At 69.2% G+C, this 22,316-nt stretch carries 19 protein-coding genes and 1 pseudogene; 13 read left to right on the top strand and 7 right to left on the bottom strand.

All coding sequences use genetic code 11. The features are described from left to right. Positions 1-7 precede the first annotated feature (7 nt). The 6 genes from AB7U46_RS06805 to AB7U46_RS06780 all read left to right on the top strand — a co-directional run bounded on the left by AB7U46_RS06805 (position 8) and on the right by AB7U46_RS06780 (position 4,324). The gene (locus tag AB7U46_RS06805) at positions 8-706 is read left to right on the top strand and encodes an OmpH family outer membrane protein (RefSeq protein ID WP_428336196.1); all 699 of its coding nucleotides are present in this window, start codon (positions 8-10) and stop codon (positions 704-706) included. A gap of 96 nt (positions 707-802) precedes the next feature. Further along, positions 803-1,264 carry a 3-hydroxyacyl-ACP dehydratase FabZ gene (fabZ, locus tag AB7U46_RS06800; protein ID WP_428336195.1) on the top strand — a complete coding sequence of 154 codons (462 nt, stop codon included), beginning with the start codon at positions 803-805 and terminating at the stop codon, positions 1,262-1,264. Between the two features lie 3 nt (positions 1,265-1,267). Continuing rightward, positions 1,268-2,062 (top strand): acyl-ACP--UDP-N-acetylglucosamine O-acyltransferase, encoded by a 795-nt coding sequence (gene lpxA / locus AB7U46_RS06795; RefSeq protein WP_428336194.1) that lies wholly within the window; start codon positions 1,268-1,270, stop codon positions 2,060-2,062. Further along, entirely contained in the window at positions 2,059-2,883 is an 825-nt protein-coding gene (locus AB7U46_RS06790; RefSeq protein WP_428336193.1) for an LpxI family protein, read from the top strand. Before lpxA ends, AB7U46_RS06790 begins: the two co-directional genes overlap by 4 nt. Continuing rightward, a complete protein-coding gene (gene lpxB, locus AB7U46_RS06785) occupies positions 2,880-4,037 on the top strand; it encodes a lipid-A-disaccharide synthase (RefSeq protein ID WP_428336192.1) in 1,158 nt (385 codons plus the stop codon). Before AB7U46_RS06790 ends, lpxB begins: the two co-directional genes overlap by 4 nt. Continuing rightward, the gene (locus AB7U46_RS06780) at positions 4,034-4,324 is read left to right on the top strand and encodes a hypothetical protein (RefSeq protein WP_428336191.1); all 291 of its coding nucleotides are present in this window, start codon (positions 4,034-4,036) and stop codon (positions 4,322-4,324) included. Before lpxB ends, AB7U46_RS06780 begins: the two co-directional genes overlap by 4 nt. Here the strand turns inward: AB7U46_RS06780 and pxpA are convergent. The 6 genes from pxpA to AB7U46_RS06750 are packed head-to-tail and all read right to left on the bottom strand — an operon-like array spanning position 4,321 to position 13,605. Further along, positions 4,321-5,058: a 5-oxoprolinase subunit PxpA gene (pxpA, locus tag AB7U46_RS06775; protein WP_428336190.1), complete on the bottom strand. Its 738-nt coding sequence runs from the start codon at positions 5,056-5,058 to the stop codon at positions 4,321-4,323. The genes AB7U46_RS06780 and pxpA overlap by 4 nt on opposite strands. Then, entirely contained in the window at positions 5,055-6,071 is a 1,017-nt protein-coding gene (locus tag AB7U46_RS06770; RefSeq protein WP_428336189.1) for a biotin-dependent carboxyltransferase family protein, read from the bottom strand. Before AB7U46_RS06770 ends, pxpA begins: the two co-directional genes overlap by 4 nt. Further along, the gene (locus AB7U46_RS06765; protein WP_428336188.1) at positions 6,068-6,787 is read right to left on the bottom strand and encodes a 5-oxoprolinase subunit B family protein; all 720 of its coding nucleotides are present in this window, start codon (positions 6,785-6,787) and stop codon (positions 6,068-6,070) included. The genes AB7U46_RS06770 and AB7U46_RS06765 overlap by 4 nt, the downstream gene beginning before the upstream one ends. A gap of 42 nt (positions 6,788-6,829) precedes the next feature. Then, a complete protein-coding gene (locus AB7U46_RS06760; RefSeq protein WP_428336187.1) occupies positions 6,830-7,714 on the bottom strand; it encodes a transglutaminase family protein in 885 nt (294 codons plus the stop codon). A 2-nt stretch (positions 7,715-7,716) separates the two neighbouring features. Then, the gene (locus AB7U46_RS06755) at positions 7,717-10,131 is read right to left on the bottom strand and encodes a circularly permuted type 2 ATP-grasp protein (protein ID WP_428336186.1); all 2,415 of its coding nucleotides are present in this window, start codon (positions 10,129-10,131) and stop codon (positions 7,717-7,719) included. Positions 10,132-10,155: 24 nt separating this feature from the next. Next, positions 10,156-13,605, bottom strand: a complete 3,450-nt coding sequence (locus tag AB7U46_RS06750; protein WP_428336185.1) for a DUF2126 domain-containing protein — start codon at positions 13,603-13,605, stop codon at positions 10,156-10,158. Between the two features lie 231 nt (positions 13,606-13,836). Between AB7U46_RS06750 and AB7U46_RS06745 the strand changes: the two genes are divergently transcribed. The 3 genes from AB7U46_RS06745 (at position 13,837) to AB7U46_RS06735 (ending at position 16,952) form a co-directional block, all read left to right on the top strand. Next, the gene (locus tag AB7U46_RS06745) at positions 13,837-14,202 is read left to right on the top strand and encodes a phasin family protein (protein ID WP_428336184.1); all 366 of its coding nucleotides are present in this window, start codon (positions 13,837-13,839) and stop codon (positions 14,200-14,202) included. Positions 14,203-14,244: 42 nt separating this feature from the next. Then, positions 14,245-16,161, top strand: coding sequence for a PHA/PHB synthase family protein (locus AB7U46_RS06740; RefSeq protein ID WP_428336183.1), 1,917 nt, complete (start codon positions 14,245-14,247; stop codon positions 16,159-16,161). 161 nt (positions 16,162-16,322) lie between these two features. Further along, complete coding sequence (locus tag AB7U46_RS06735) at positions 16,323-16,952, top strand: LysE family translocator (protein ID WP_428336182.1); 630 nt, start codon at positions 16,323-16,325, stop codon at positions 16,950-16,952. Positions 16,953-16,959: 7 nt separating this feature from the next. Here the strand turns inward: AB7U46_RS06735 and mnmA are convergent, their stop codons facing one another. Further along, the gene (gene mnmA / locus AB7U46_RS06730) at positions 16,960-18,096 is read right to left on the bottom strand and encodes a tRNA 2-thiouridine(34) synthase MnmA (protein ID WP_428336181.1); all 1,137 of its coding nucleotides are present in this window, start codon (positions 18,094-18,096) and stop codon (positions 16,960-16,962) included. Between the two features lie 126 nt (positions 18,097-18,222). Here mnmA and AB7U46_RS06725 point away from each other — a divergent pair, with 126 nt between their 5' ends. From AB7U46_RS06725 to AB7U46_RS06710, 4 genes and pseudogenes are all read left to right on the top strand, one after another. Next, positions 18,223-18,501 carry a DUF1153 domain-containing protein gene (locus tag AB7U46_RS06725; RefSeq protein WP_428336180.1) on the top strand — a complete coding sequence of 93 codons (279 nt, stop codon included), beginning with the start codon at positions 18,223-18,225 and terminating at the stop codon, positions 18,499-18,501. Positions 18,502-18,595: 94 nt separating this feature from the next. Then, positions 18,596-19,309 (top strand): response regulator transcription factor CtrA, encoded by a 714-nt coding sequence (gene ctrA / locus AB7U46_RS06720; protein WP_428336179.1) that lies wholly within the window; start codon positions 18,596-18,598, stop codon positions 19,307-19,309. 89 nt (positions 19,310-19,398) lie between these two features. After that, complete coding sequence (gene ligA, locus AB7U46_RS06715) at positions 19,399-21,816, top strand: NAD-dependent DNA ligase LigA (protein ID WP_428336178.1); 2,418 nt, start codon at positions 19,399-19,401, stop codon at positions 21,814-21,816. Further along, a pseudogene (locus tag AB7U46_RS06710) lies at positions 21,813-22,316 on the top strand (ATP-dependent DNA helicase RecG); the annotation flags it as partial. The gene ligA and the pseudogene AB7U46_RS06710, both read left to right, overlap by 4 nt.

Here is a 22,316-nt window from a genome sequence, read left to right as displayed (position 1 = left end):
CCCGGCGATGCGTGGCCCTGTCGTGACAGTTCTCAGGAGGCCGGGCGCACTGCCCGGCCTTGCGCTTTGCGCGGCGCTGGCCTTTGGCGCGCTGGCTCCGGTGCAGGCGCAGCAGGCGCCCGCTGCGGCCGGCACGCAGGCGCAGGCGCCGCTGCCGGTGCTCACCCTCGACTTCGAGAAGCTCTTCGAGAACACCCGCTGGGGCAAGCGGATCCGCACCGATCTCGCCGCCGCCTCGCAGGCGCTCAACACCGAAAACAACCGCATCGCCGACGATCTCGTCGCCGAGGAGAAGGATCTGACCACGCGCCGCGCGACGCTGGCGCCCGATGTCTTCCGCAAGGAGGCCGATGCCTTCGACCAGCGCGCGACCGGGATCCGCAACGCGCAGAAGGCGAAGGCGCAGGCGCTCAGCACCCAGTTCGACGCCGACCGGCAGGCCTTTTTCAACGCGGTGGCGCCGCTCCTCGACGAGGTTCTGGCGGCGCGCGGCGCGGTTGTCGTGCTCGACCGGCGCGCGATCATCCGCGGGCTGAACCAGGCCGACATCACCGACGATCTCGTCGCGCTGATGGATGCGCGGCTGGGCGAGGGGCCGCCCTCGGTGCCGGTTCCCGCGCCCGAGACCGGCAATGACCTGCCCAAAACGACGCCGGACGCCACCGCCGGGGGGGCGCCCGCGAGTGCCGCGCCGGGCGCCGAGTAGCGCGGCCAAAAGGCCCGCCCCCGGGGCGCCGCCTTGCCAAGCCGCCCCCCGATTGCTAGCTAGTCAACGACTGCGCCACCGACACGAGGACCGAGGATGACCGAGCCCGCCCCCTATACCGAAGCCGATCTGAGCCTCATCAAGCGGATCATCCCGCACCGCTATCCCTTCCTGCTGATCGACAAGGTGCGCGACATCGTCCCCTTCGAATCCGCGACCGGGATCAAATGCGTCACCAACAACGAGCCGCAATTCACCGGCCATTTCCCGGACGAACCGATCATGCCCGGCGTGATGATCGTCGAGGCGATGGCGCAGACCTCCGCCGTCGTCGTGGGCATCTCGCTCAACGTGATCGACAAGCCGCTCGGCACCTATTTCATGGGGATCGACGCCTGCAAGTTCCGCCGCAAGGTGGTGCCGGGCGACGTGCTCGAGATGAAGGTCGTGGTGAAGCGCGGCGGCGGCAAGATCTGGAAATTCGAGGGCCAGGCCTTCGTCGAGGGCCAGCTTGCCGCGCAGGCGGAATTCACCGCGATGATGGACCTGAAGGGCTGAGCGATGAGCATTGATCCGGGCGCAGTGATCCACCCCTCGAGCGTGATCGAGGCGGGGGCCGTGATCGGCGCCGGGTGCCGCATCGGCCCGTTTTGCCACATCGGCCCCGAGGTGCGCCTCGCGGCGGGCGTCGAGCTGAAATCGCATGTCGCGATCGCCGGCGACACCGAGATCGGCGAGGGCACGGTGGTCTTCCCCTTCGCCTCGCTCGGCCAGATCCCGCAGGATCTGAAGTTCAAGGGCGAGCACACGAAGCTCATCATCGGCGCGCGCAACCGGATCCGCGAATATGTCACGATGAACACCGGCACCGAGGGCGGTGGCGGCGTCACGCGGGTCGGCGACGACAACCTCTTCATGTCGTCGAGCCATGTCGCCCATGACGTAACGATCGGCAGCCGGGTGATCCTGGTGAACTCGGTCGCGATCGCCGGCCATTGCCATCTCGAGGACGACGTGATCGTCGGCGGGCTCTCGGGCGTGCACCAATGGGTGCGGATCGGGCGCGGCGCGATCGTCGGCGCGCTCTCGATGGTGGCGGCGGACGTGATCCCATATGCGCTCGTGGCCGGGCCGCGCGCCGGGCTCGAGGGGCTGAACCTTGTCGGGCTCAAGCGCCACGGCGTCGCCCGGGCCGAGATCGGCGCGCTGCGCGAGATGTTCATGGCGCTTTCGGAGGGCAATTTCCGCGAGCAGGCGCGCAAGCTGCACGACGAGAAGCCCGAAAGCAGCCTCGTGAACGAGGTGCTCGATTTCATCCTCGGTCCCTCGGACCGCAGCTTCCTGACGCCGCGATGAGGGGCGAGTCCCTGGCCGCGACCGGGGCGCTGATCGCCGGCACCGGCGCCCTGCCGGCGCTTCTGGCTGCGGCGGCGCCTGGCTGGCGGATCTGCGAGATGGAGGGATTTCCCTCGACCGTGCCGGGGGCGGAGCCGCTGCGTTTTCGCGTCGAACGGCTGGTGCCTTTCCTCGATGCGCTGCTCGACGGTGGCGTGAAACAGGTCTGTTTCGCCGGCGCGATGCAGCGCCCGCGGCTTGAACCCGAATTTTTCGACGCGCGCACCGCCGCGCTCGTGCCGCGGCTGATCGGCGCGCTGCAGGCGGGCGATGACGCGACGCTGCGCGCGGTGATCGAGCTTTTCGAGGAATGGGGTTTCGAGGTGGTTGGCGCCGATACGCTCGCCCCCGATCTCGTCCCGGGCGAGGGGCTGCTTTGCGGCGCGCTGACCAAAGGCGACGAGGCCGACGCGACCCGCGCCGCCGCGATCGTCGCGGCGCTTGGTGCAGTCGACGTCGGGCAGGGCGCGGTGGTGGCCGAGGGGCTTTGCCTTGCGACCGAGGCGCTGCCCGGCACCGATGCGATGCTCGATTTCGCCGCCGCCCATCGCGCGCGGCTGATCCGCACGCCGAAATCGGGCGTGTTCTTCAAGGCGCCGAAGCCCGGGCAGGACCGCCGTATCGACCTGCCCGCGATCGGGCCGCAGACGGTGGCGAAGGCCGCCGCGGCGGGGCTTGCCGGCATCGTCTTCGAGGCGGGCGGCGTGCTGCTCCTCGACCGCGCGGCGACGATCGCCGCGGCGGAAGACGCCGGGCTTTTCCTTTGGGGGCGGGCGCCATGAAGCTCTTCCTGGTCGCAGGCGAGGCCTCGGGCGACAAGCTCGGCGCGGCCCTGATGGCCGGGTTGAAGACCCTCGCGCCGGGCGTCAGTTTCGTCGGCGTCGGCGGGCCGCTGATGGAGGCCGAGGGGCTCGAAAGCCTCTTTCCGATGGAAGAGCTTTCGGTGATGGGCCTCGCCGAGGTGCTGCCGAAATACCGTCACCTCAAGCGCCGCATCGCCGAGACCGCGCAGGCCGTGCTCGACGCGGGCGTCGCGGCGCTGATCACCATCGACAGCCCCGATTTCTGCCTGCGCGTCGCGCGCATCGTGAAATCCGCGCGCCCCGATCTGCGCACGATCCATTACGTCGCGCCCTCGGTCTGGGCCTGGCGGGCGGGGCGCGCGCGAAAGATGGCCGAGGTGATCGACCATGTCCTCGCGCTCCTGCCCTTCGAGCCGCCCTATATGGAAGCGGCCGGGATGAGCTGCGATTTCGTCGGTCATCCGGTCGTGGCCGAGCCGCGCGCCACGCCCGAGGAGGCCGCCGCCTTCCGCGAGACCTATATGATCGGCGAGGATCAGCCGCTCGCGCTCTGCCTGCCCGGCTCACGGCGCGGCGAGGTGAAGCGGCTCGGGCCGCGCTTCGACGAGGCGCTGATGCGGCTGCGCGACCGCGAGCCGGGGCTGCGCGTGGTGCTGCCGACGGTGCGCGGCGTCGCGCCGATGGTGCGCGAGATGACGGCGCGCTGGCCGGTCGCGCCGATCGTGGTCGAGGAGCCCGCCGACAAGCGCGCGGCCTTTGCCGCCGCCGATCTGGCACTGGCCGCGAGCGGCACGGTGAGCCTCGAACTTGCCGCGAGCCGCACCCCGATGGTGATCGGCTATGACGCGAATTTCCTGACCTGGCACATCATCTGGCGCCTGCTGAAGGTCGATACCGTGACCCTCGTCAATCTGGTGTCGGAGACCCGCGCGGTGCCGGAATTCCTCGGTCCGGCCTGCCGCCCCGGCCCGATGGCGCAGGCGATGCTGAAGCTGATCGAGGAGCCGGGCGCGCGCGCCGTGCAGCTCGCCGCGATGGAGGAGACCATGCGCCGCCTCGGCGAGGGCGGCGAGCCGCCCGGGCTGCGCGCGGCGCATTCGGTGCTCGCCGCGATCGGGGGGACGGGGCGATGAGGCGGGGGCTGGCACTGATGGGCGCGCTGCTCTGCGCCGGGGCGGGCGCGGCGGAAACGCCGGCGACGCAGGCCGTTCTGGCGGCGCGCGGCGCGGCGGGCTATGCGCGGAGCTGCGCGCGCTGTCACCGCGACCCGGCGAAGGTGCTCGAACCGCTGACCTGGGAGCTTTCGGGCCGCGCGCCGGAGGAGCGTGCGATCTGGCTCAAGGATTTCGTGCTCAACCACCATTCCCCGGGCGAGGAGGGGGCGGAGGCGCTGGCCGCCTATCTCGCCGGGCTCCTTTAGAGCGGGGCGATCGCGACCCCGGCGGCGGTGAGCCGCGTGCGCAGCGCCTGCGCCATCGTGACCGCCTCGGGCGTGTCGCCATGCAGGCAGACGGTGTCGATCCGCGCCGGGATCCGGCGGCCGCTTTCCGCGATGATCGCGCCGGCCTGCAGCATGGCGAGGATCCGCGCCGCCGCCGCCTCGGCATCGTGCAGCACCGCGCCGGGCTTGCGCCGGTCGACGAGCGTCGCGTCATCCTCATAGGCGCGATCGGCGAAGATCTCGCCCGCCCAGGCCGCGCCAAGCGCCTCGGCCGCGGTCTGTTGCGCAGTGGCGGCAAGCACCATGATCCGCAGATCGGGCGCGACGGCGAGCGCCGCGGCGTAGCAGGTCCGCGCCAGCGCCGCATCCTCCGAGGCCATGTTGGAAAGCGCGCCATGCAGCTTGAAATGCCGCAGTTTCAGCCCCGAAGCCTGCGCGACGGCCTGCGCCGCGCCGGTCTGCCAGGCGATCAGATCGGTGATCTCCTGCGTGCTCAGGCCTTGCCGCGTGCGGCCGAAATTGGCGCGATCGTCAAAGCCCGGATGCGCGCCGATGCCGACGCCCGCCGCAGCGGCAAGGCGCATCACCCGCGCCGTCTCCGCCACCGAACCGGCATGCAGCCCGCAGCAGATATTGGCCGAGGTGACGATGCGCAAAAGCGCCGCGTCATCGCCGCAGCCCTCGCCCATATCCGCATTGAGATCGAGTTTCATCGGGTCTCCTCATCGCCGCGCACCGCGCCCGAGATCAACTGGTAGCCGAGCAGATCGGCGATGTCATGCGGGTCGCGAATGAGCGGGCGGCAGGCGCGGGCAAGGGGGGCAAGCCAGTCGGTTTCGGGGGGCGAGGCGGCCTCGGCCTCGGAGAGCGTGATGGCGCGCAGGCGCAGCGTGACGCCCGGCGCGGCCTGCGCGGCGCGCGGCAGATCGGCGGGGATCACCGTGCCAAGGCGGGGATAGCCGCCAACCGTCTGGCATTCGGAGAGCAGCACGACGGGCAGGCCGGCGCCGGTCATCTGCACGTCGCCGGGCGTGATGAGATCGGAGACGAGCCCCGCCGCGGCAGGGGCGGTGAAGGGCGCGCCCGCGTGGTGCAGCGCCAACCCCTGGCGGTTGCCGGGGCCGGCGGTGAAGGCGGTGGCGAAGGCACGCGCCCGCGTTTCGGCCTCGAAAAGATCGGTCTGCGGCCCGGGCATCACCCGCAGCACCCCGCCCGTGAAGCGGTCGTCGGGCGGCAGCGCGCAGGGTGGTGTCTCGGGCGCCGGATCGGGGCCGAGCAGCAGCCGCGTGCCGGGGGCAAGCGGCGTGCCGATGCCCGCCGGCGCATGGGCCGCGCGCGCGCCGAGCACCGGCTCGGTCGTGATGCCGCCGGCGAAGCTGAGGTAGCCATAGATCCCCGCTTCGGCCGGGCCGATCGTGAGCTCTTCGCCGGGGTGCAGCCGATGCGCGGCGTTCCACAAAAGCGGCTGGCCGTCGCGCGCGGCGCGCATCGGCGCACCGGTGAGCGCGATGCGCATGGGCGCGGTGACGCGGAAGCGCCCGCCGGAATGGGGCAGCTCGAGGCAGGCGCCGGGCATGGCCTGGCAGAGCAGCGCCGCGGCTTCCCAAAGCGCGCGGCGATCGGCGGCGCCGCCCTGGGCGAGGCCGAGGGCGAGGAAGCCGGGGCGGCCCAGATCCTGCACCGAGGCGCCGGGGGAGAGGGCGAGGATTTCAAGCGTCGGGCTCATGGCGCGGAGACCTTCGCGCCGCCGCGCGGATCGCCGCTGGCTTCGAGCGCGGCGATTTCCGCCTCCGTAGCCGGGGCGAAGCGCAGCCGGTCGCCCGGGCGCAGCAGGAAGGGGGCGGCGGCATGGGCGCTGAACGGGCGGAAGGCGCAGCGGCCAAGCGCGCGCCAGCCGGTGGGCGAAGCTTGCGCGAAGAGCACGATCTGGCGGATCGCGGTGGTGATCGTGCCGGGGGCGACGCGCGGGGTGAGTGCAGGCAGGCGCGGCATCTGCCAGTGCTCTGGCAAGAGGCCGAGATAGGGCTGCCCCGGCGCAAAGCCAAGCGCGAGCACGGTGAGATCGGTCGCGCAAAGCTCGGCGATCAGGGCGGTTTCGCTGCGCCCGGCGAGGGTGGCGGCCTCGGTCAGCTGTGCGCCGGAGGGGCCGCCGAAACAGGCCGGAACCCGCCAGTGCCGCGCGGGGGCGGGGGCCGCGGCGGGCTCCGCCAGCCTTGCGCGCAGCGCCTGCGCCAGCGCCGCGCGCGTCACCGCGGCGCGGTCGAAGCGGATCAGCACCGAGGCGAGCGCCGGCGCGACCTCGACCTGCCCGGGCAGCGGCGCAGCCTCGAGCCCGGCGGCAAGATCGCGGGCGCGCGCATTCGCGCCCTCCGAGAAGGTCGTCGCGAAACGCGCGAGCAGGCCGTCGAGGCCGAGGGGCAGCAGATCGGGCAGGGCGGTCATGGCCCTATCAGAGCGGCAAAGCCGCATCGCCGCAAGGGGGGCTCACGCCTCCTCGAGCGGGATCACGTCGACCGCCTGCTTGCTCTCGTGGCCACCGGCCGAGCGCAGCGCGCCGCGCACCGGCGCCACGTCGGAATAGTCGCGGCCAGAGCCGATGGTGATGTAATCGACGCCGGCGGGCTGATTGTTGGTCGGGTCGAATTCGACCCAGCCCATGTCCTGCCCGACCCAGGCCTGCACCCAGGCGTGCATCGCATCGGCGCCCTCGAGCTTGGGCTTTCCGGGCGGCGCGAAGGTGCGCAGAAAGCCCGAGACATAGCCCGCCGGAATGCCGATCCCGCGCAGCGCGGCGATCATCACATGGGTGAAATCCTGACACACGCCGCGGCGCTGCGCGAAGGCCTCGCGCGGGGAGGTGTCGACATCGGTCGCCTCGGCGTCGAAGGCCATCTCGGCATTGAGCGCGCGCCCGATCGCCAGCACCGCCTCGAGCGCGGTCATCCCGGGGGTGAGCAGATCGCGCGCGAAGGCGGTGGTTTCCGGCATCGGCGCGACCCGCGGCGAGGCGCCGAGGTAATGATGCGGCGCACTGGGGGCGAGCGATTGCGCCGCCGCGATCTCGGCGGCGAGCGCGCTCAGCCGCGGCGAGAAATCGAGCGGCGCGGGCGGGGCAAAGCGCTCGACCTTCGCGTCGACATGGAAGGCGACGGCGCCGATCGGCCCGTGCCAGGCGACCGAGGTCGCGGCATTGCCGAAGAAATCGAGGCAGTCGCGCCGCTCGTCGGGCTTCGGCTCGATGGTGAGCAGCCGCGCCAGAACGCGCTGTTCGCCCGGCAGGTCGCAGGGCAGCAGCCGCAGCAGGTTGCGGGTGTGATCCGAGGGCGCCTCATAGGCGTAGTCGATGGTGAGCTTGACCTGATAGAGCATCGCTACCTCAGATAGGCCGTGCCGATGAGATCGGAAATCTGCGCCAGCTCGCCGCGCAGCACCTCGAGCGCGTCGGTGTTGATCTCCTCGGGGGTGGCGACGGAGAGCAGGCTCTCGATCGGCACCACCGCGCGGGAGAGCGCGGCGAGGCGGCCGTTCTCGCGCGCATGGGGCAGGTCGGCGGCGAGGCGGCGCAGCGATTTCACCTGGAACAGGATCGCGCGCGGGTTGTCGCCGTCGAGCGCGAGCAGGTCGACGACGGTGTCGCGCGAAGTCTCCACCTGATAGCGGCGCTGATGGGTGATGACGCTGTCGGCGACCTCGACCGCGATGTCGAGCGAGCCCTGCGGCGCCTCCGGGTCGGCGAAAGTGCCAAGCAGCGCCGAAAGCGCGTCGGCCCGTTCGAGCGCGCGCCCGAGGCTGAGGAAACGCCAGCCGGAAAAGCGATACATGTTCTCGTGCACGAGGCCCGAGAAGCCGGTGATCTTGCGCAGCAGCACCGACATCGCGCGCGCCGCGTCATCGCCCTCGCGCGCGGTGGTGGTCATCCGCCGCGCGGTCTTCGCCATGTCGTTCAGCGCCGCCCAGCCATCGGTCGAGAACCGGTCGCGGATCTTCGAGGCGCAGATGCGCGCGGCCTCGATCCGGTCGATCAGCGCGGCGGGGACCGGTTCGGTGACGTCGATGCCATAGCCGTCGAGGAAGCCGCGCAGCGTCTTCAGCCGCGCGTCCTCGGGGTTGTCGGTGGCGGCGAGGCGCAGGTGATAGGCGCGCACGAGGCGGATCGCGTCTTCGGTGCGCTCGACGTAGCGGCCAAGCCAGAACAGGTTGTCGGCGGCGCGGGCGGGCAGGATGCCGGGCGGGGCGCGGTGGAACTGCCCCGGCTCCTGCGCGATCAGCGTTTCCTGCGGCACCGGCCGGTCGGAGACGACCCAGACGTCGGCGACCGAGCCGCCGCGCTGCATCGCGAGCGCGGTCGCGTCGCCCGAGCGGCCGATCCGCGCGTAGCCGCCCTTCATGAAGCGCCAGCCCGAGGGGGTGCGCGCGGCGAAGACCCGCACCGTCATCGGGCGCGGCTCGATCCGGCCGCCCTCGGGGTGGTCGACCCAGGCCGGGGTGGTCGAGAGCGTCACCGCCTCCTGGCCGACGAGCTGCTGGCCCTCCGCCTCCAGCCATTCGGCGATCGAGGGGCGTGCGGCGCCGCGGAAGGTGCCGCCAAGCGCGGTGGTGGCGCCCAGATCGAAGGGCAGGTCGACCGCATAGGCCGAGCCGATCATCATCTGCGCGGCGTTGTCGCGGACATAGCCGCGCTCATTGCCGCCGCCGCACCACCAGGTGGCGATATTGGGCAATTGCAGCGGCGCGCCGGTGAGCACCTCGGCGATGCGCGGCAAAAAGGCCATCATCGCGCGGATCTCGAGCACGCCGGAGCCGAGCGCGTTGACGAGGGCGAGATTGCCCTGCCGCACCGCCTCCATCAGGCCCGGCGTGCCGATCTGGCTGCGCTCCTCGAGCTCGAGCGGATCGGCGAAAGCGGCGTCGATGCGGCGCCAGAGCACGCCGAGCGGCTGCGGCCCCTCGATCGTGCGCACCATCGCCTGGCCGTCCTCGACGAGCAGATCCTCGCCCTCGAGCAGCATCATGCCGAGGTAGCGCGCGATATAGGTGTGTTCGTAATAGGTGTCGTTCGAGGGGCCGGGCGTCAGGATCGCGGCGGTGCGCTCGCGCCCGCCGGGGCCGGGGGCGAGGCGCTGCATCGCCGAGCGGAAGGCGCCGAAGAAGCCCGCGAGCCGGTGGATATGGGCGCGCGGGAAGCGTTCGGGGAAGATCCGCCCCGTCGCCATCCGGTTTTCCAGCGCGAATCCCGCGCCCGAGGGCGCCTGGGTGCGGTCGCCGAGCACGAACCAGGAGCCATCGGGCGAGCGCCCGATCTCGAAGGCGACGAGATGCAGGTAATGGCCGCCGCGCGGGGGCACGCCGACCATCGGGCGCAGCCATTGTTTCGATCCGGCGACGAGCTCGGCGGGCAGATGCCCCTCGCTCACCAGCCGGCCGGGGCCGTAAAGATCGGCCATCACCGCCTCGAGCAGGTCGGCGCGCTGCGCGAGACCCGCGCAGATCGTCTCCCATTCCTCCTCGTGCAGGATCACGGGGATATGCGAGAGCGGCCATTCCCGCTCGGTCAGCGGGTCGTTCGAATATTGCCGGAAGAAGACGCCCGCATCGCGCAGATACTGGTTGCCGCGTTCGAATCGCGCGGTGATCTCCTCGGGGGAGAGCCGCGCGAACCGGTCGACGAAGCGGCGCCAGACCGGCCGCATGCGGCCCTGCGCATCGAACAGCTCATCGGCGACACCGGGGGTGAGCCGGTAATCGGAGAAGAGATCCGGGGCAGAGGTCTTGGCGGGTCTTGTCATGCTGACTCACTGGTCAAAGTCCCGTCACATGAGCCCGATCGGCCTGCGAAGGTCAAGCGTCAACGGGAACTCCGGATGCGGCACCTCGGTCTGTGGCACATAAGACCCGGGGGTATGGCCAAAGGGTTCGAAGCGGGCGAGACGCCGCGCCTCGGCCTCATAGGCGTTGACCGGGAAGGTGTCGTAGTTGCGCCCGCCGGGATGGGCGACGTGATAGGTGCAGCCCGCCATCGCCCGGCCCGTCCAGTCGTCATAGATGTCGAAGATCAGCGGCGTGTTGACCGGCAGCACCGGATGCAGCGCCTCGGGCGGCTGCCAGGCCTTGAACCGCACCGCGCCGACCGAGGTGCCCGCGGTCTGGGTGCGCGCCATCGGCACCGGTCGGCGGTTGCACATCACGCGGTAGCGGTCCTGATGCAGCGTGGTCAGTTTCACCTGCAACCGCTCGACCGAGCTGTCGGTGTAGCGCACGGTGCCGCCGATCGCCCCGGTCTCGCCCAGAACGTGCCAGGGTTCGAGCGCCTGACGGATTTCCAGATGCACGCCCTCGGCCTCGATCTGGCCGCAGAAGGGGAAGCGGAACTCGGCCTGCGCCTCGAACCAGACCGGGTCGAAGTCGAAACCGTGATCGCGCAGGTCGGCGAGCAGGCTGAGCAGATCCTCCCAGAGGTAATGCGGCATCATGAAACGGTCGTGCAGCACCGTGCCCCAGCGCACCGGGCGGCCCTGCACCGGCGCCTTCCAGCAACGCGCGATCAGCGCCCGCAGGAGCAGTTGCTGCGCGAGGCTCATGCGCGGATGCGGCGGCATCTCGAAGCCGCGGAACTCCACCAGACCCAGCCGGCCGGTCGGCCCGTCGGGGGAATAGAGCTTGTCGATGCAGATCTCGGCGCGGTGGGTGTTGCCGGTCACGTCGATCAGCATGTTGCGCAGGAGACGGTCGATCAGCCAGGGCGGCGGCAGCGGCCCGCCGTTCACCGGATCGCCGATCTGGGAGAGCGCGATTTCCAGCTCGTAAAGCGTGTCGTGGCGCGCCTCGTCGATCCGCGGGGCCTGGCTCGTCGGGCCGATGAAGAGGCCCGAGAACAGGTAGCTGAGCGAGGGGTGGCGCTGCCAGATCAGGATCAGCGACTTGAGCAGATCCGGGCGGCGCAGGAAGGGGCTGTCGTTCGGCGTCGCGCCGCCGACGACGACATGGTTGCCGCCGCCGGTGCCGGTGTGGCGCCCGTCGATCATGAACTTGTCGGCGCCGAGGCGCGAATTGCGCGCCTCCTCATAGATCGCCTCGGTGGTGGCGACGCAATCCTCCCAGCTGTGGGCGGGGTGGATATTGACCTCGATCACGCCCGGATCGGGGGCGACGCGGATCACGTTGAGGCGCGGATCATGCGGCGGCGAATAGCCCTCGATATGGATCGGCAGGCCGAGTTCGCCCGCCGTGACCTCGGCCGCGGCGATCAGTTCGAGATAATCCTCGAGCGCCTCGCAGGGCGGCATGAACAGGCACAGCCGGCCGTCGCGCGGCTCGATCGCGATCGCGGTGCGCACCGCGCCGCTGCCCGGCTCGACCGTGCCCTGCTGCAGATGCATCTTCTGGCGCTCGCCCTCGTCCTCGGCCCCGGCCGAGCGGGTGACGCGCTGGGTGCGCTCGGCGGTCGTTTCGGGCGTCATCGCGGCGATCTCGGCCTCCTCGCGGGCGAGGCGCTCGATCTCGGCCTGCACGTCGGAACGGCGGAACGGCGGGCGCCCGGCGATCTGGGCGTGGAAATCGGGCAGTGGCCCGACCTCGACCGTCGGATCGGCGGGGTAGGTGTAGGGATAGGCCGCGGGCGGCACATAGGGCAGCGCGCCGAGCGGCAGCCGGAACCCCACCGGGCTGTCGCCGGGGATCAGGAACAGATGGCCGCGCCGCGGCTTCCACATTTCCGAGCGCCAGCGCGGGGCGCTCGCGCGCGCCTGCCAGCGCTGGATCGGCAGCACATAGCCCGAGGGCTCGGTCAGCCCGCGCGAGAAGACGCGGGCATAGCGGGCGCGATCCTCGGGGTTCTTGAGCTTCGAGTTTTCGGGCGTGACATTGGGCGGAAGCTGCGCCTCCTTCAGGATCCATTCGCCGGGGTCTTCATAGGCGGGTTGCGCCATCTCGCCCGGGATGCCGAGGCATTCGGCAAAACGCGCGAGGAAGGCGCCGGCCTGATCGGCGGTGGCGGGCTCGGGCCGCTTTTCGCGCGCGATCAGGTCCGGGTTCTTCCAGACCGGCTTGCCGTCGTGGCGCCAGTAGAGCGAGAAGGTCCAGCGCGGCAGGCTTTCGCCCGGATACCATTTGCCCTGGCCGTAATGCAGAAAACCGCCCGGTGCGAAGCGGTCGCGCAGCCGGCGGATCAGGTCGTCGGCAAGGCCGCGTTTCTGCGGGCCGACGGCCTCGGTGTTCCACTCCGCGCTTTCGAAATCGTCGATCGAGACGAAGGTCGGCTCGCCGCCCATGGTCAGGCGCACATCGCCTTCCTTCAGCTTGGCGTCGACCTTGCGGCCAAGCGCGTTGAGCCGCTCCCAGGCCTCGTCGGAGAAGGGTTTGGTGATGCGCGGATGTTCCGCCGTGCGGCGGATCTGCATGTCGAAGGCGAAATCGGTGTTCACCGGGCCGGTGGCGGTGAAGCCGCCGACGATCGGTGCCGCGTTGCGGTAATGCGGCGTCGCGGCGAGCGGGATGTGGCTTTCGCCGGTGAGCAGGCCCGAGGTCGGGTCGAGCCCGATCCAGCCCGCGCCGGGCAGGTAGACCTCGCACCAGGCGTGCAGGTCGGTGAAGTCGTGATCGGTGCCCGCCGGACCGTCGAGCGAGACGACATCGGGTTTCAGCTGAATGAGATAGCCCGAGACGAAGCGCGCGGCGAACCCCAGATGGCGCAGCGCCTGCACGAGCAGCCAGGAGCTGTCGCGACAGGAGCCCGAGCGCTTTTCCAGCGTCTCGTCCGGTTCCTGCACGCCCGGCTCCATCCGGATCGTGTAATTGATCCCCTTCGCGATGCGCGCGTTCAGCCCGACGAGGAAATCGACGGTGCGGGTCTTGGTGTAGTCGATCGTTCCCAGAAGCTGGGCGAGCAGCGGCCCCTCCGCCTCGGGCGTGCGATAGATGACGAGGTCGTCCTTCAGTTCCTGCGGGTATTCGAAGGGCCAGAATTCCGCCGATTCCTCGACGAAGAAGTCGAACGGGTTATAGACCGTCATGTCGGCGACGAGGTCGACCTCGATCTTGAACTCGGTCACCGGGTCGGGAAAGACGAAGCGCGCCAGCCAGTTGCCGTAGGGATCCTGCTGGTGGTTCACGAAATGCCCGCCGGGCGAGATCTTGAGGCTGTGCGAGATCACCCGGGTGCGCGAATGCGGCGCCGGTCGCAGGCGGATGATCTGTGGGCTCAGCGTGACCGGGCGGTCGTATTTGTAATGCGTCAGGTGGTGGATGGATGCGTAGATCGCCATGGTCGCCTCGTTGGTACTTGACCTGACTTTAGGCAGGGGCGGGGCGGGGTTCATCCGCAAAACCACCTTCCGGGGCGGAAAAAGTGGGCGAATTAGCGCTTGCGCTCAAAAATTAATCATGCTGCACTGCAGCTTGAAAAGTGCCGCCGTAACGGCAGGTTGCGCCAAATCAATTCTGCAACTGCAAAGTCGTGGTATAGTCTTCGCATTGGGTAGCTGAGGAGGACAGTCATGCCTGAAGTGAAGAAGACGGAGATGTTTGGCGGCATGCAGATGCCGTCGCTCGACGGATGGTCAACGTTCATCAAGCCGCAGGCGAAGATGGCGGAGGCGCTGATCAAGCAGAACATCGAAACGCTGGAGTTCCTGAAGACGCGGTTCGAGAAGGATCGCGAAGTTCTGGAGAGCCTGTCCGAGGCCGCGGATGCGACCGAGGCGATGGGGATCTGGCAGGGGTTCTGGCAGCGGATGTTGACGGATTATTCAGTCGAAACGAATAAGCTGGCGACCTCCGCGACGGAAATTGCCGAGCAGGCCATTCGCAGCGCCACGGAGGAAGGCGCGGCCCTGATGGCCTCGGCGAAAGACAAAAAATGACGTCCGGGGCGGGCCTGTGTCCGCCCCCATTATGAGGATGAGATGACCCAGACCCTCCGCAAGCCCCGTGCGAAGGCCGCGAAAGCCGCGTCCGCAACGGTTGCCCCCTCCGACGCCCCCGTTTCCCCCGCCGTCTCCGAAGCCGCCTTTGCCGTGAGCGTGCCGATGCCGGCCGCGCCGGCGACCACCGCTCAGGCGATGGCCGTGCTGAACGGGCCGAGCAGCAAGGAAGCCGCCGAGGCGGCCTTTCACAGCCTCGACCGCACCTTCCATGCGATGATGGGCCGCGCCGAGGGCGGGATTTCGCCGATCTCGCTCTGGCTCGCCTATGCGGACTGGATCTCGCATCTCGCGCTCAGCCCGGGCAAGCAGGCGGAGCTGATCTGGAAATCCTCGCGCAAGGCGCAGCGCCTCGTCGCCGAGATGGTCTGCCAGGCGACCGGCGGCAAGGAGGACGTGCCCTGCGTCACGCCGCTCAAGCAGGATCGCCGCTTTGCCGGGCCGGAATGGGCGGAATTCCCCTTCTCGCTCTGGTCGCAGAGCTTCCTGCTCACCCAGCAGTGGTGGTCGAACGCGACGACCGGCATCCACGGCGTCGAAAAGAGCCACGAGAAGCTGGTCGAATTCTATGGCCGGCAGTTCCTCGACATGCTCTCGCCGTCGAACTACCTTTTCACCAACCCGCAGCTGATCGCGCGCACCCGTGAGGAGCAGGGCCAGAACCTGCTCCGCGGCGCGCAGTTCTTCGCCGAGGACATGATCGCGAAGATCACCGGCAAGGACGAACCCTCGATCGCCTTCACCCCGGGCGAGGAGGTCGCCTGCACGCCCGGCAAGGTGGTGTTCCGCAACCGTCTGATCGAGCTGATCCAGTATTCGCCCACCACGGAAAAGGTGCATGCGACGCCGCTCCTGATCGTGCCGGCCTGGATCATGAAATACTACATCCTCGACCTCGCGCCGCAGGACAGCCTGATCAAGTGGCTCGTGGGCCAGGGCTTCACCGTGTTCTGCGTCTCCTGGAAGAACCCGGGGGAGGAAGACCGCGACCTCGGCTTCGACGACTATCGCGAGATGGGCGTGATGGCGGCGATCGACGCGATCACCACGATCACCGGCGCGCCGAAGATCCATGCGCTCGGCTATTGCCTCGGCGGCACGCTGATGTCGGTGACCGCGGCGGCGATGGGGCGCGACGGCGACGACCGGCTCGCCTCGCTCACGATGCTCGCGGCGCAGGTCGATTTCACCGAGGCGGGCGAGCTCAGCCTGTTCACCAACGAAGATCAGCTCGCGCTGATCGAGGACATGATGTGGGACGAGGGCTTCCTGCAGAAGGAGGCGATGGCCGGCACCTTCTCGATGCTCAAGTCGAAGGATCTCGTCTGGTCGAAGGCGGTGCGCGAATACATGCTGGGCGAGCGCGAGGCCGACAGCGAGCTGGGCGCCTGGTCGCATGACGCGACGCGCATGCCCTATCGGATGCATTCGCAATATCTGCGCCACCTGTTCCTCGACAACGATCTCGCCGAGGGCCGGATGGAGGCGGGCGGGCGTCATGTCTTCCTGCAGGACATCCGCATCCCGGTCTTCGCCGTGGCGACGGAGAACGACCACATCGCGCCGTGGAATTCGGTGTTCAAGCTGACCTATCTGACCGGCGACGGCGTGACCTTCGCGCTGGTCTCGGGCGGCCACAACACCGGCATCGTCGCCCCTCCGGGCAGCCCGCGGTCGAAATACCGGATCATGACGCATCGCGCGGGCGAGCCGCATCCGGGCGCCGACGACTGGGCGGCGGGCCGGCCGAAGATCCAGGGCTCCTGGTGGGAACCCTGGGCGGCCTGGCTGCGCGAGACGGGCGATCCCGACGAGGTCGTTCCGCCCTCGACCGGCAGCGAGGCGCTGGGGTATCCGGCGGTTTGCGACGCGCCGGGCGCCTATGTGATGGCGCGCTGATCGCCGCCGGGCGCCGGGGCTCTGCCCCGGACCCCGAGGTATTTTCGGCAAGATGAAGCGGGCGGGGCAGGGCTCCGCCCGTTTCCTTTTGGGAGTTCCCGGGGGCTGTTCCGGGGCGCGGTTGCGGCTATGCTCGGCGGCAGACCCGATCCGGAGCCCCGATGACGAGCGCCTTCCTCCCCCCGCTTCTGCCGGTTTTCGCGGCCTATCTGCTGGCCGTGGCGAGCCCGGGGCCGAGCACGATGGCGATCATGGCGGTGGCGATGCGGCAGGGGCGCGCGGCGGGGATCGCGCTTGCACTCGGCGTGGTTAGCGGCAGCCTGATCTGGGCCGCGCTGGCGGCGGCGGGGCTTTCCGCGTTGCTCACCGCCTGGGCCGGGGCGCTTTTCGCGATCAAGCTCGCGGGCGGCGTCTATCTGCTTCATCTCGCGGTGAAATCCGCGCGCGCGGCGCTGGCGCCCGAGCCCCGCGCGGGGACGGAGCCAAAGCTGAGGACGCGCGCCGCGCTCTATCGCCGGGGCGTGCTGCTGCATCTGACGAACCCGAAGGCGGTGCTCGGCTGGATTGCGATCCTCGCGCTTGGCCTGCGCCCCGAGGCGCCCGCCGGCAGCTTGCCCGCGATCCTCGCGGGCTGCGCGGCGCTCGGCCTCGCCGTCAATCTCGGCTATGCGCTCGCCTTCTCGACGGCGGTGATGGCGCGCGCCTATCGCCGGGCGCGGCGCGGGATCGAGGGCGCGCTGGCCCTGCTTTTCGGCGCGGCCGGGCTGCGGCTGCTCTGGGCGCGGCCCTGAGCCGGGCTCAGCCCTTCCAGATCCAGCCGCCGCCGAGGATCCTTGTGCCCTCGCTTTCGTAGAAAACGCAGGCCTGACCGGGGCTTACGCCTTCCTCTGGGGTCAGGAGCTCGACCTCCGCCGTGGTGTCCGACAGCGGGCGCAGGAGCGCGGGCTGCGGCAGGCTGGTCGAGCGGATCCGCACCGAGACCGGCCATTCCGCGCGCGAGGCAAGCGGCGCATCGCCGAGCCAGTTGATCTCGCGCACGGGGACGACCTTGGTCGCGAGCGCCTCCTTCGGGCCGACGATCACGCGCCGCGCTTCCGGGTCGAGTTTCACGACGTAAAGCGGATCGCCATGGCCGGAGATGCCAAGCCCGCGGCGCTGGCCGATGGTGTAATGGATCACGCCGCGATGGGTGCCGAGCACATTGCCCGCGAGATCGACGACCTCGCCGGGATCGGCCGCGCCCGGGCGCAGCTTCTCGATCACGGCTGCGTAGCTGCCGTTCGGCACGAAGCAGATGTCCTGGCTGTCGGGCTTGTCCGCCACGCTCAGCCCGTATTTCGCGGCGAGCTTGCGGGTTTCCGCCTTCGAGGGCAGGTGACCGAGCGGGAAGCGCAGGAAGGCGAGCTGCTCGGGCGTGGTGGTGAAGAGGAAATAGCTCTGGTCGCGATTCGCATCCGCCGCGCAATGCAGCTCGGGGCCGGTCGCGCCGATCTTGCGCTGGATGTAATGGCCGGTCGCCATGCAGTCGGCCTCGAGATCCTTCGCGGTCTCGAGCAGATCCTTGAACTTCACCCGCTCGTTGCAGCGGATGCAGGGCACCGGGGTCGCGCCGGCGAGATAGGCCTCGGCGAATTCCTCGATCACCGCCTCGCGGAAGGTGTTCTCGTAGTCGAGCACGTAATGCGGAAAGCCCATCGCCTCGGCGACGCGGCGGGCGTCGTGGATGTCCAGGCCCGCGCAGCAGGCGCCCTTCTTCGCGAGCGCCGCGCCGTGATCGTAAAGCTGCAGGGTGACGCCGACGACGTCGTAGCCCTCCTCCTTGAGCATCGCGGCCACGACCGAGCTGTCGACGCCGCCCGACATCGCGACGACGACGCGGGTCTCGGCGGGGGGCTTGGCGAAGCCGAGCGAATTGAGGGGCAGTTCCATGGGCATCTGAAGGGACCTTTAACCAGACCCGCCGAAATATAGGAAAATGCGAACTACTCTCAACCCCGTGCTTCACCCGTCGTTAAGGCCAACCGCGCAATCTGGGCCCCGTCAAGACCAGGGGGTGAGCCCATGTATCTGAAAAAAGTCGATGGTCCGCGTGCCGTCACCCTGCCGGATGGCTCGATCCTGACGCGCGCCGACCTGCCATCGAAGGAGACCCGCCGCTGGGTGGCCTCGCGCAAGGCGGTGATCGTGCATGCGGTCGCCTATGGGTTGATCTCGCGCGCCGAGGTGCTCGAACGCTACAGCCTCTCCGACGAGGAATTCGAGATCTGGGTCGATGCGGTGCGCAAGCATGGCATCGCCGGGCTCAAGGTCACGGCGATTCAGAAATATAGACAACTTTAGGTTGCAAATTCACGAATTCTTGCGAGAGTAACTGGGTGTTAACCATTTGCTGCGAGTGTGATCGTGATCGAGGGATTAATGCGGAGAACCCAGGATGCGGATTTTGTTGGTGGAGGACGATCCCACGACCTCGCGTAGCATCGAACTGATGCTCACCCATGCCAATCTCAATGTCTATTGCACGGACCTTGGTGAAGAGGGCATCGACCTCGCCAAGCTCTACGACTACGATCTGATCCTGCTCGATCTCAATCTGCCGGACATGAACGGGCTCGAAGTGCTGCGCCAGCTGCGCCTCGCGCGTGTGGATAGGCCGATTCTGATCCTCACCGGCGCGGACGACACCGAGAACAAGATCAAGGGATTCGGCTTCGGGGCCGATGACTACATGACGAAGCCCTTCCATCGCGAGGAACTCGTCGCCCGTATCCACGCGATCATCCGTCGCTCGAAAGGGCATTCGCAATCGATCATCCGCACCGGCAAGGTCTCGGTCAACCTCGACGCGAAAACGGTCGAGGTGGAGGGCAAGCCCGTCCATCTGACCGGCAAGGAATACCAGATGCTCGAGCTGCTCAGCCTGCGCAAGGGCACGACCCTGACGAAGGAGATGTTCCTCAACCACCTTTACGGTGGCATGGACGAGCCGGAACTGAAGATCATCGACGTCTTCATCTGCAAGCTGCGCAAGAAGCTGGCCGAGGTCACCGGGGGCGAGAACTATATCGAGACGGTCTGGGGCCGGGGCTATGTCCTGCGGGACCCTGATCAGGGCGAGTTCGACCGCCGCGTCGCGATCGGCGCCTGAGGCGGCCCGATCGGCAAGGCGCCGCGCGGCGGCACTGGACGCCCCTTGCGGCTGCCCCTATGGATTGAGGGCAGCCGAGGGGGAAGACGATGACGGAAGACCGCCGTCCCGCAGTGGAAGAGTTGAACGAGGCCGGGGCCGCCGCAGAACTGCCCGGGCTGATCGCGGCGATCGAGGCCGCGAACCGCGCCTATCACACGCTAGATGCACCCGAGATTTCCGACGCCGATTATGACGCGCTGAAACGCCGCCTGAAGGCGATCGAGGCGCGTTTCCCTACGCTGCGATCGGCGGACAGCCCGACCGAGAAGGTCGGTGGCGCCGTCGCCGAGGGATTCGGCAAGGTCACCCACGCGGTGCGCATGCTCAGCCTCGAGAACGGTTTTTCCGAGGAGGACATTCTCGATTTCGTCACCCGCGTGCGCAGCTATCTTGGTCTCGCCGGTGATGCGCCGCTTGCATTCACTGCCGAGCCGAAGATCGACGGGCTCTCGCTCTCGCTGCGCTACGAGGACGGGATCCTCGTGCAAGCCGCGACGCGCGGCGATGGCGAGGTCGGGGAGAACGTCACCGAGAACGCCCGAACCATCGCGGACATTCCGCAGCAGCTGATCGGGGCGCCGGCCGTTCTCGAGGTGCGCGGCGAGGTCTACATGGCGCATGCGGATTTCGCGGCGCTGAACGCCCGGCAGGAGGAGCGGGGCGAAAAGCCCTTTGCCAATCCGCGCAATGCGGCCGCCGGTTCGCTGCGCCAGCTCGATCCGACGATCACGGCGGAGCGCCCGCTGCGGTTCTTCGCCTATGCCTGGGGCGCGCTCTCCGAACCCCTGGCCGAAACGCAACTCGGCGCGATCGAACGGCTCAAGTCGCTGGGATTTCAAACCAATCCGCTGACGCTCCTGTGCCGGTCGGCCGCCGAGATGCTGGCGCAGTATCACCGGATCGAGGAAAATCGCGCGTCGCTCGGCTATGACATCGACGGGGTCGTCTACAAGGTCGACGACCTCGCGCTTCAGACGCGGCTTGGCTTCCGCTCGACGACGCCGCGTTGGGCGCTCGCGCATAAATTTCCGGCCGAACTCGCCTGGACCCGGCTCGAGAAGATCGAGATCCAGGTCGGCCGCACCGGCGCGCTCAGCCCGGTCGCGCGGCTGATGCCGGTCACCGTAGGCGGCGTCGTCGTCTCCAACGCGACGCTGCACAACGAGGATTACATCGCCGGGCGCAATTCCTTCGGAGAAGAGATCCGTGGCGGCAAGGACATCCGCGAGGGTGACTGGGTGCAGGTCTATCGCGCCGGCGACGTGATCCCGAAGGTCGCCGACGTCGATCTCTCGCGCCGCGTGTCAGATGCGCAACCCTATGAGTTTCCACATAAATGCCCAGAATGCGGCTCCGATGCGATCCGCGAGGAGGGCGACGCCGTGCGCCGCTGCACCGGCGGGCTGATCTGCCCGGCCCAGGCGGTGGAAAAGCTGCGCCATTTCGTCTCGCGCGCGGCCTTCGACATCGAGGGGCTCGGCGCGAAGCAGATCGAATTCTTCTACTACCTCTGCCGTATCTCGGAACCCGCCGATATCTTCACCCTCGCCACGCGCGACGGTCAGGCCGACGCCCTCGTCGCACGCCCGCGCGAAAGGCTTGCACATCAACTCGCGCTGCCCGATCGCGCCGTCGAGCTGCTCGCCCGGCTCGCCGAGATGCTGCGCGCTTCGGGCGTGCCGGTGGATGAGGCCGACGCCGATCACGTCATGGCCGGGATCGAATATCTCGCGGCGAAACCGCTCGCGCGGGTGAAGGGCTGGGGCGAGAAATCGGCGCAGAACCTCTTCGCCGCGATCGAGGCGCGGCGCGAGATCGGTCTCGACCGGCTGATCTTCGCGCTCGGCATCCGGCATTGCGGCGAATCTGCCGCGCAGGATGTCGCGCAGCATTACGGCAGCTGGCCGGCGATGGTTGCGGCGCTCGATCGCGCGCGCCCGGCGGCGCTGGCCCATCGCGCGGCCGATGCCGCCGAGGATGCCGAACGTCTTGCCGCGCAGGCCGAAGGCCGCCGGCCGCGGATTTCCGAGGCGCGCGCGGCGTCGAAGGCGCGCTGCGAGGTGCCGGACGAGGCAAATTCCGCCTGGCACGATCTCGTCGCGACCGATGGCATCGGCCCGGTTCTCGCGCTCTCGCTGTCCGACGCTTTCGCCAACCCGGAGGAGCGCGCCGCGATCGACCGTCTCGCCGCGCAGCTCACGATCCTGCCGCCGCCGGCGCGTGCCGCCGAAAGCGAGATCGCCGGGCTCACCATCGTCTTCACCGGTACGCTCGAACAGATGACCCGGGCCGAGGCGAAGGCGCGGGCCGAGGCGCTTGGCGCCAAGGTCGCGGGCTCGGTCTCGGCCAAGACCGACATCCTCGTCGCGGGCCCCGGCGCCGGGTCGAAGGCCGCGAAAGCCGCGGCGCTCGGCGTGAAGGTGATCGACGAAGCCGCCTGGCTCGCGCTCGCGGGGGCGACATGACGGGCCGCCCCGCCGTCCTTTTCCCGCTTTTCGCCGGGGTCGAGACCCTGACGGGCATCGGCGAAAAGACGGCGCGGGCGATGGAACAGCTCGGCATTGCGCGCCCGCGCGACATGGTCCTGACCCTGCCGCATGGGGTGATCGACCGCCGCCCGGTGCGCTCGATCCGCGAGATCGTGCCGCCAGTGGTGGCCTCGGTCGAGGTCGAGGTGGTCGCGCATTGGCCCGCGCGCAAGCGTGGCGCGCCGAGCCGGGTGCAGGTGCGCGACGCGGAGGCGGAATTCAGCCTCGTCTTCTTTCACGCCCGCGGCGACTACCTCGAAAAGACGCTGCCGATCGGGGCGCGGCGGCTCGTTTCCGGCAAGATCGAGCTCTTCGACGGTTTCGCGCAGATGACGCATCCCGATCACATCCTGCCGCCGGAGGAGGCGGCGCGCCTGCCGCGGTTCGAGCCGGTCTATCCGCTTGGCGCAGGCGTCACGCAGCGGGTGATGGCGAAG

Source organism: Paenirhodobacter sp., assembly GCF_050177655.1.
In the GTDB taxonomy this organism is placed as follows: domain Bacteria; phylum Pseudomonadota; class Alphaproteobacteria; order Rhodobacterales; family Rhodobacteraceae; genus Rhodobacter.
The sequence above is the reverse complement of the archived record's forward strand: the minus strand, read 5'-3'. Positions and strand labels throughout refer to the sequence as shown.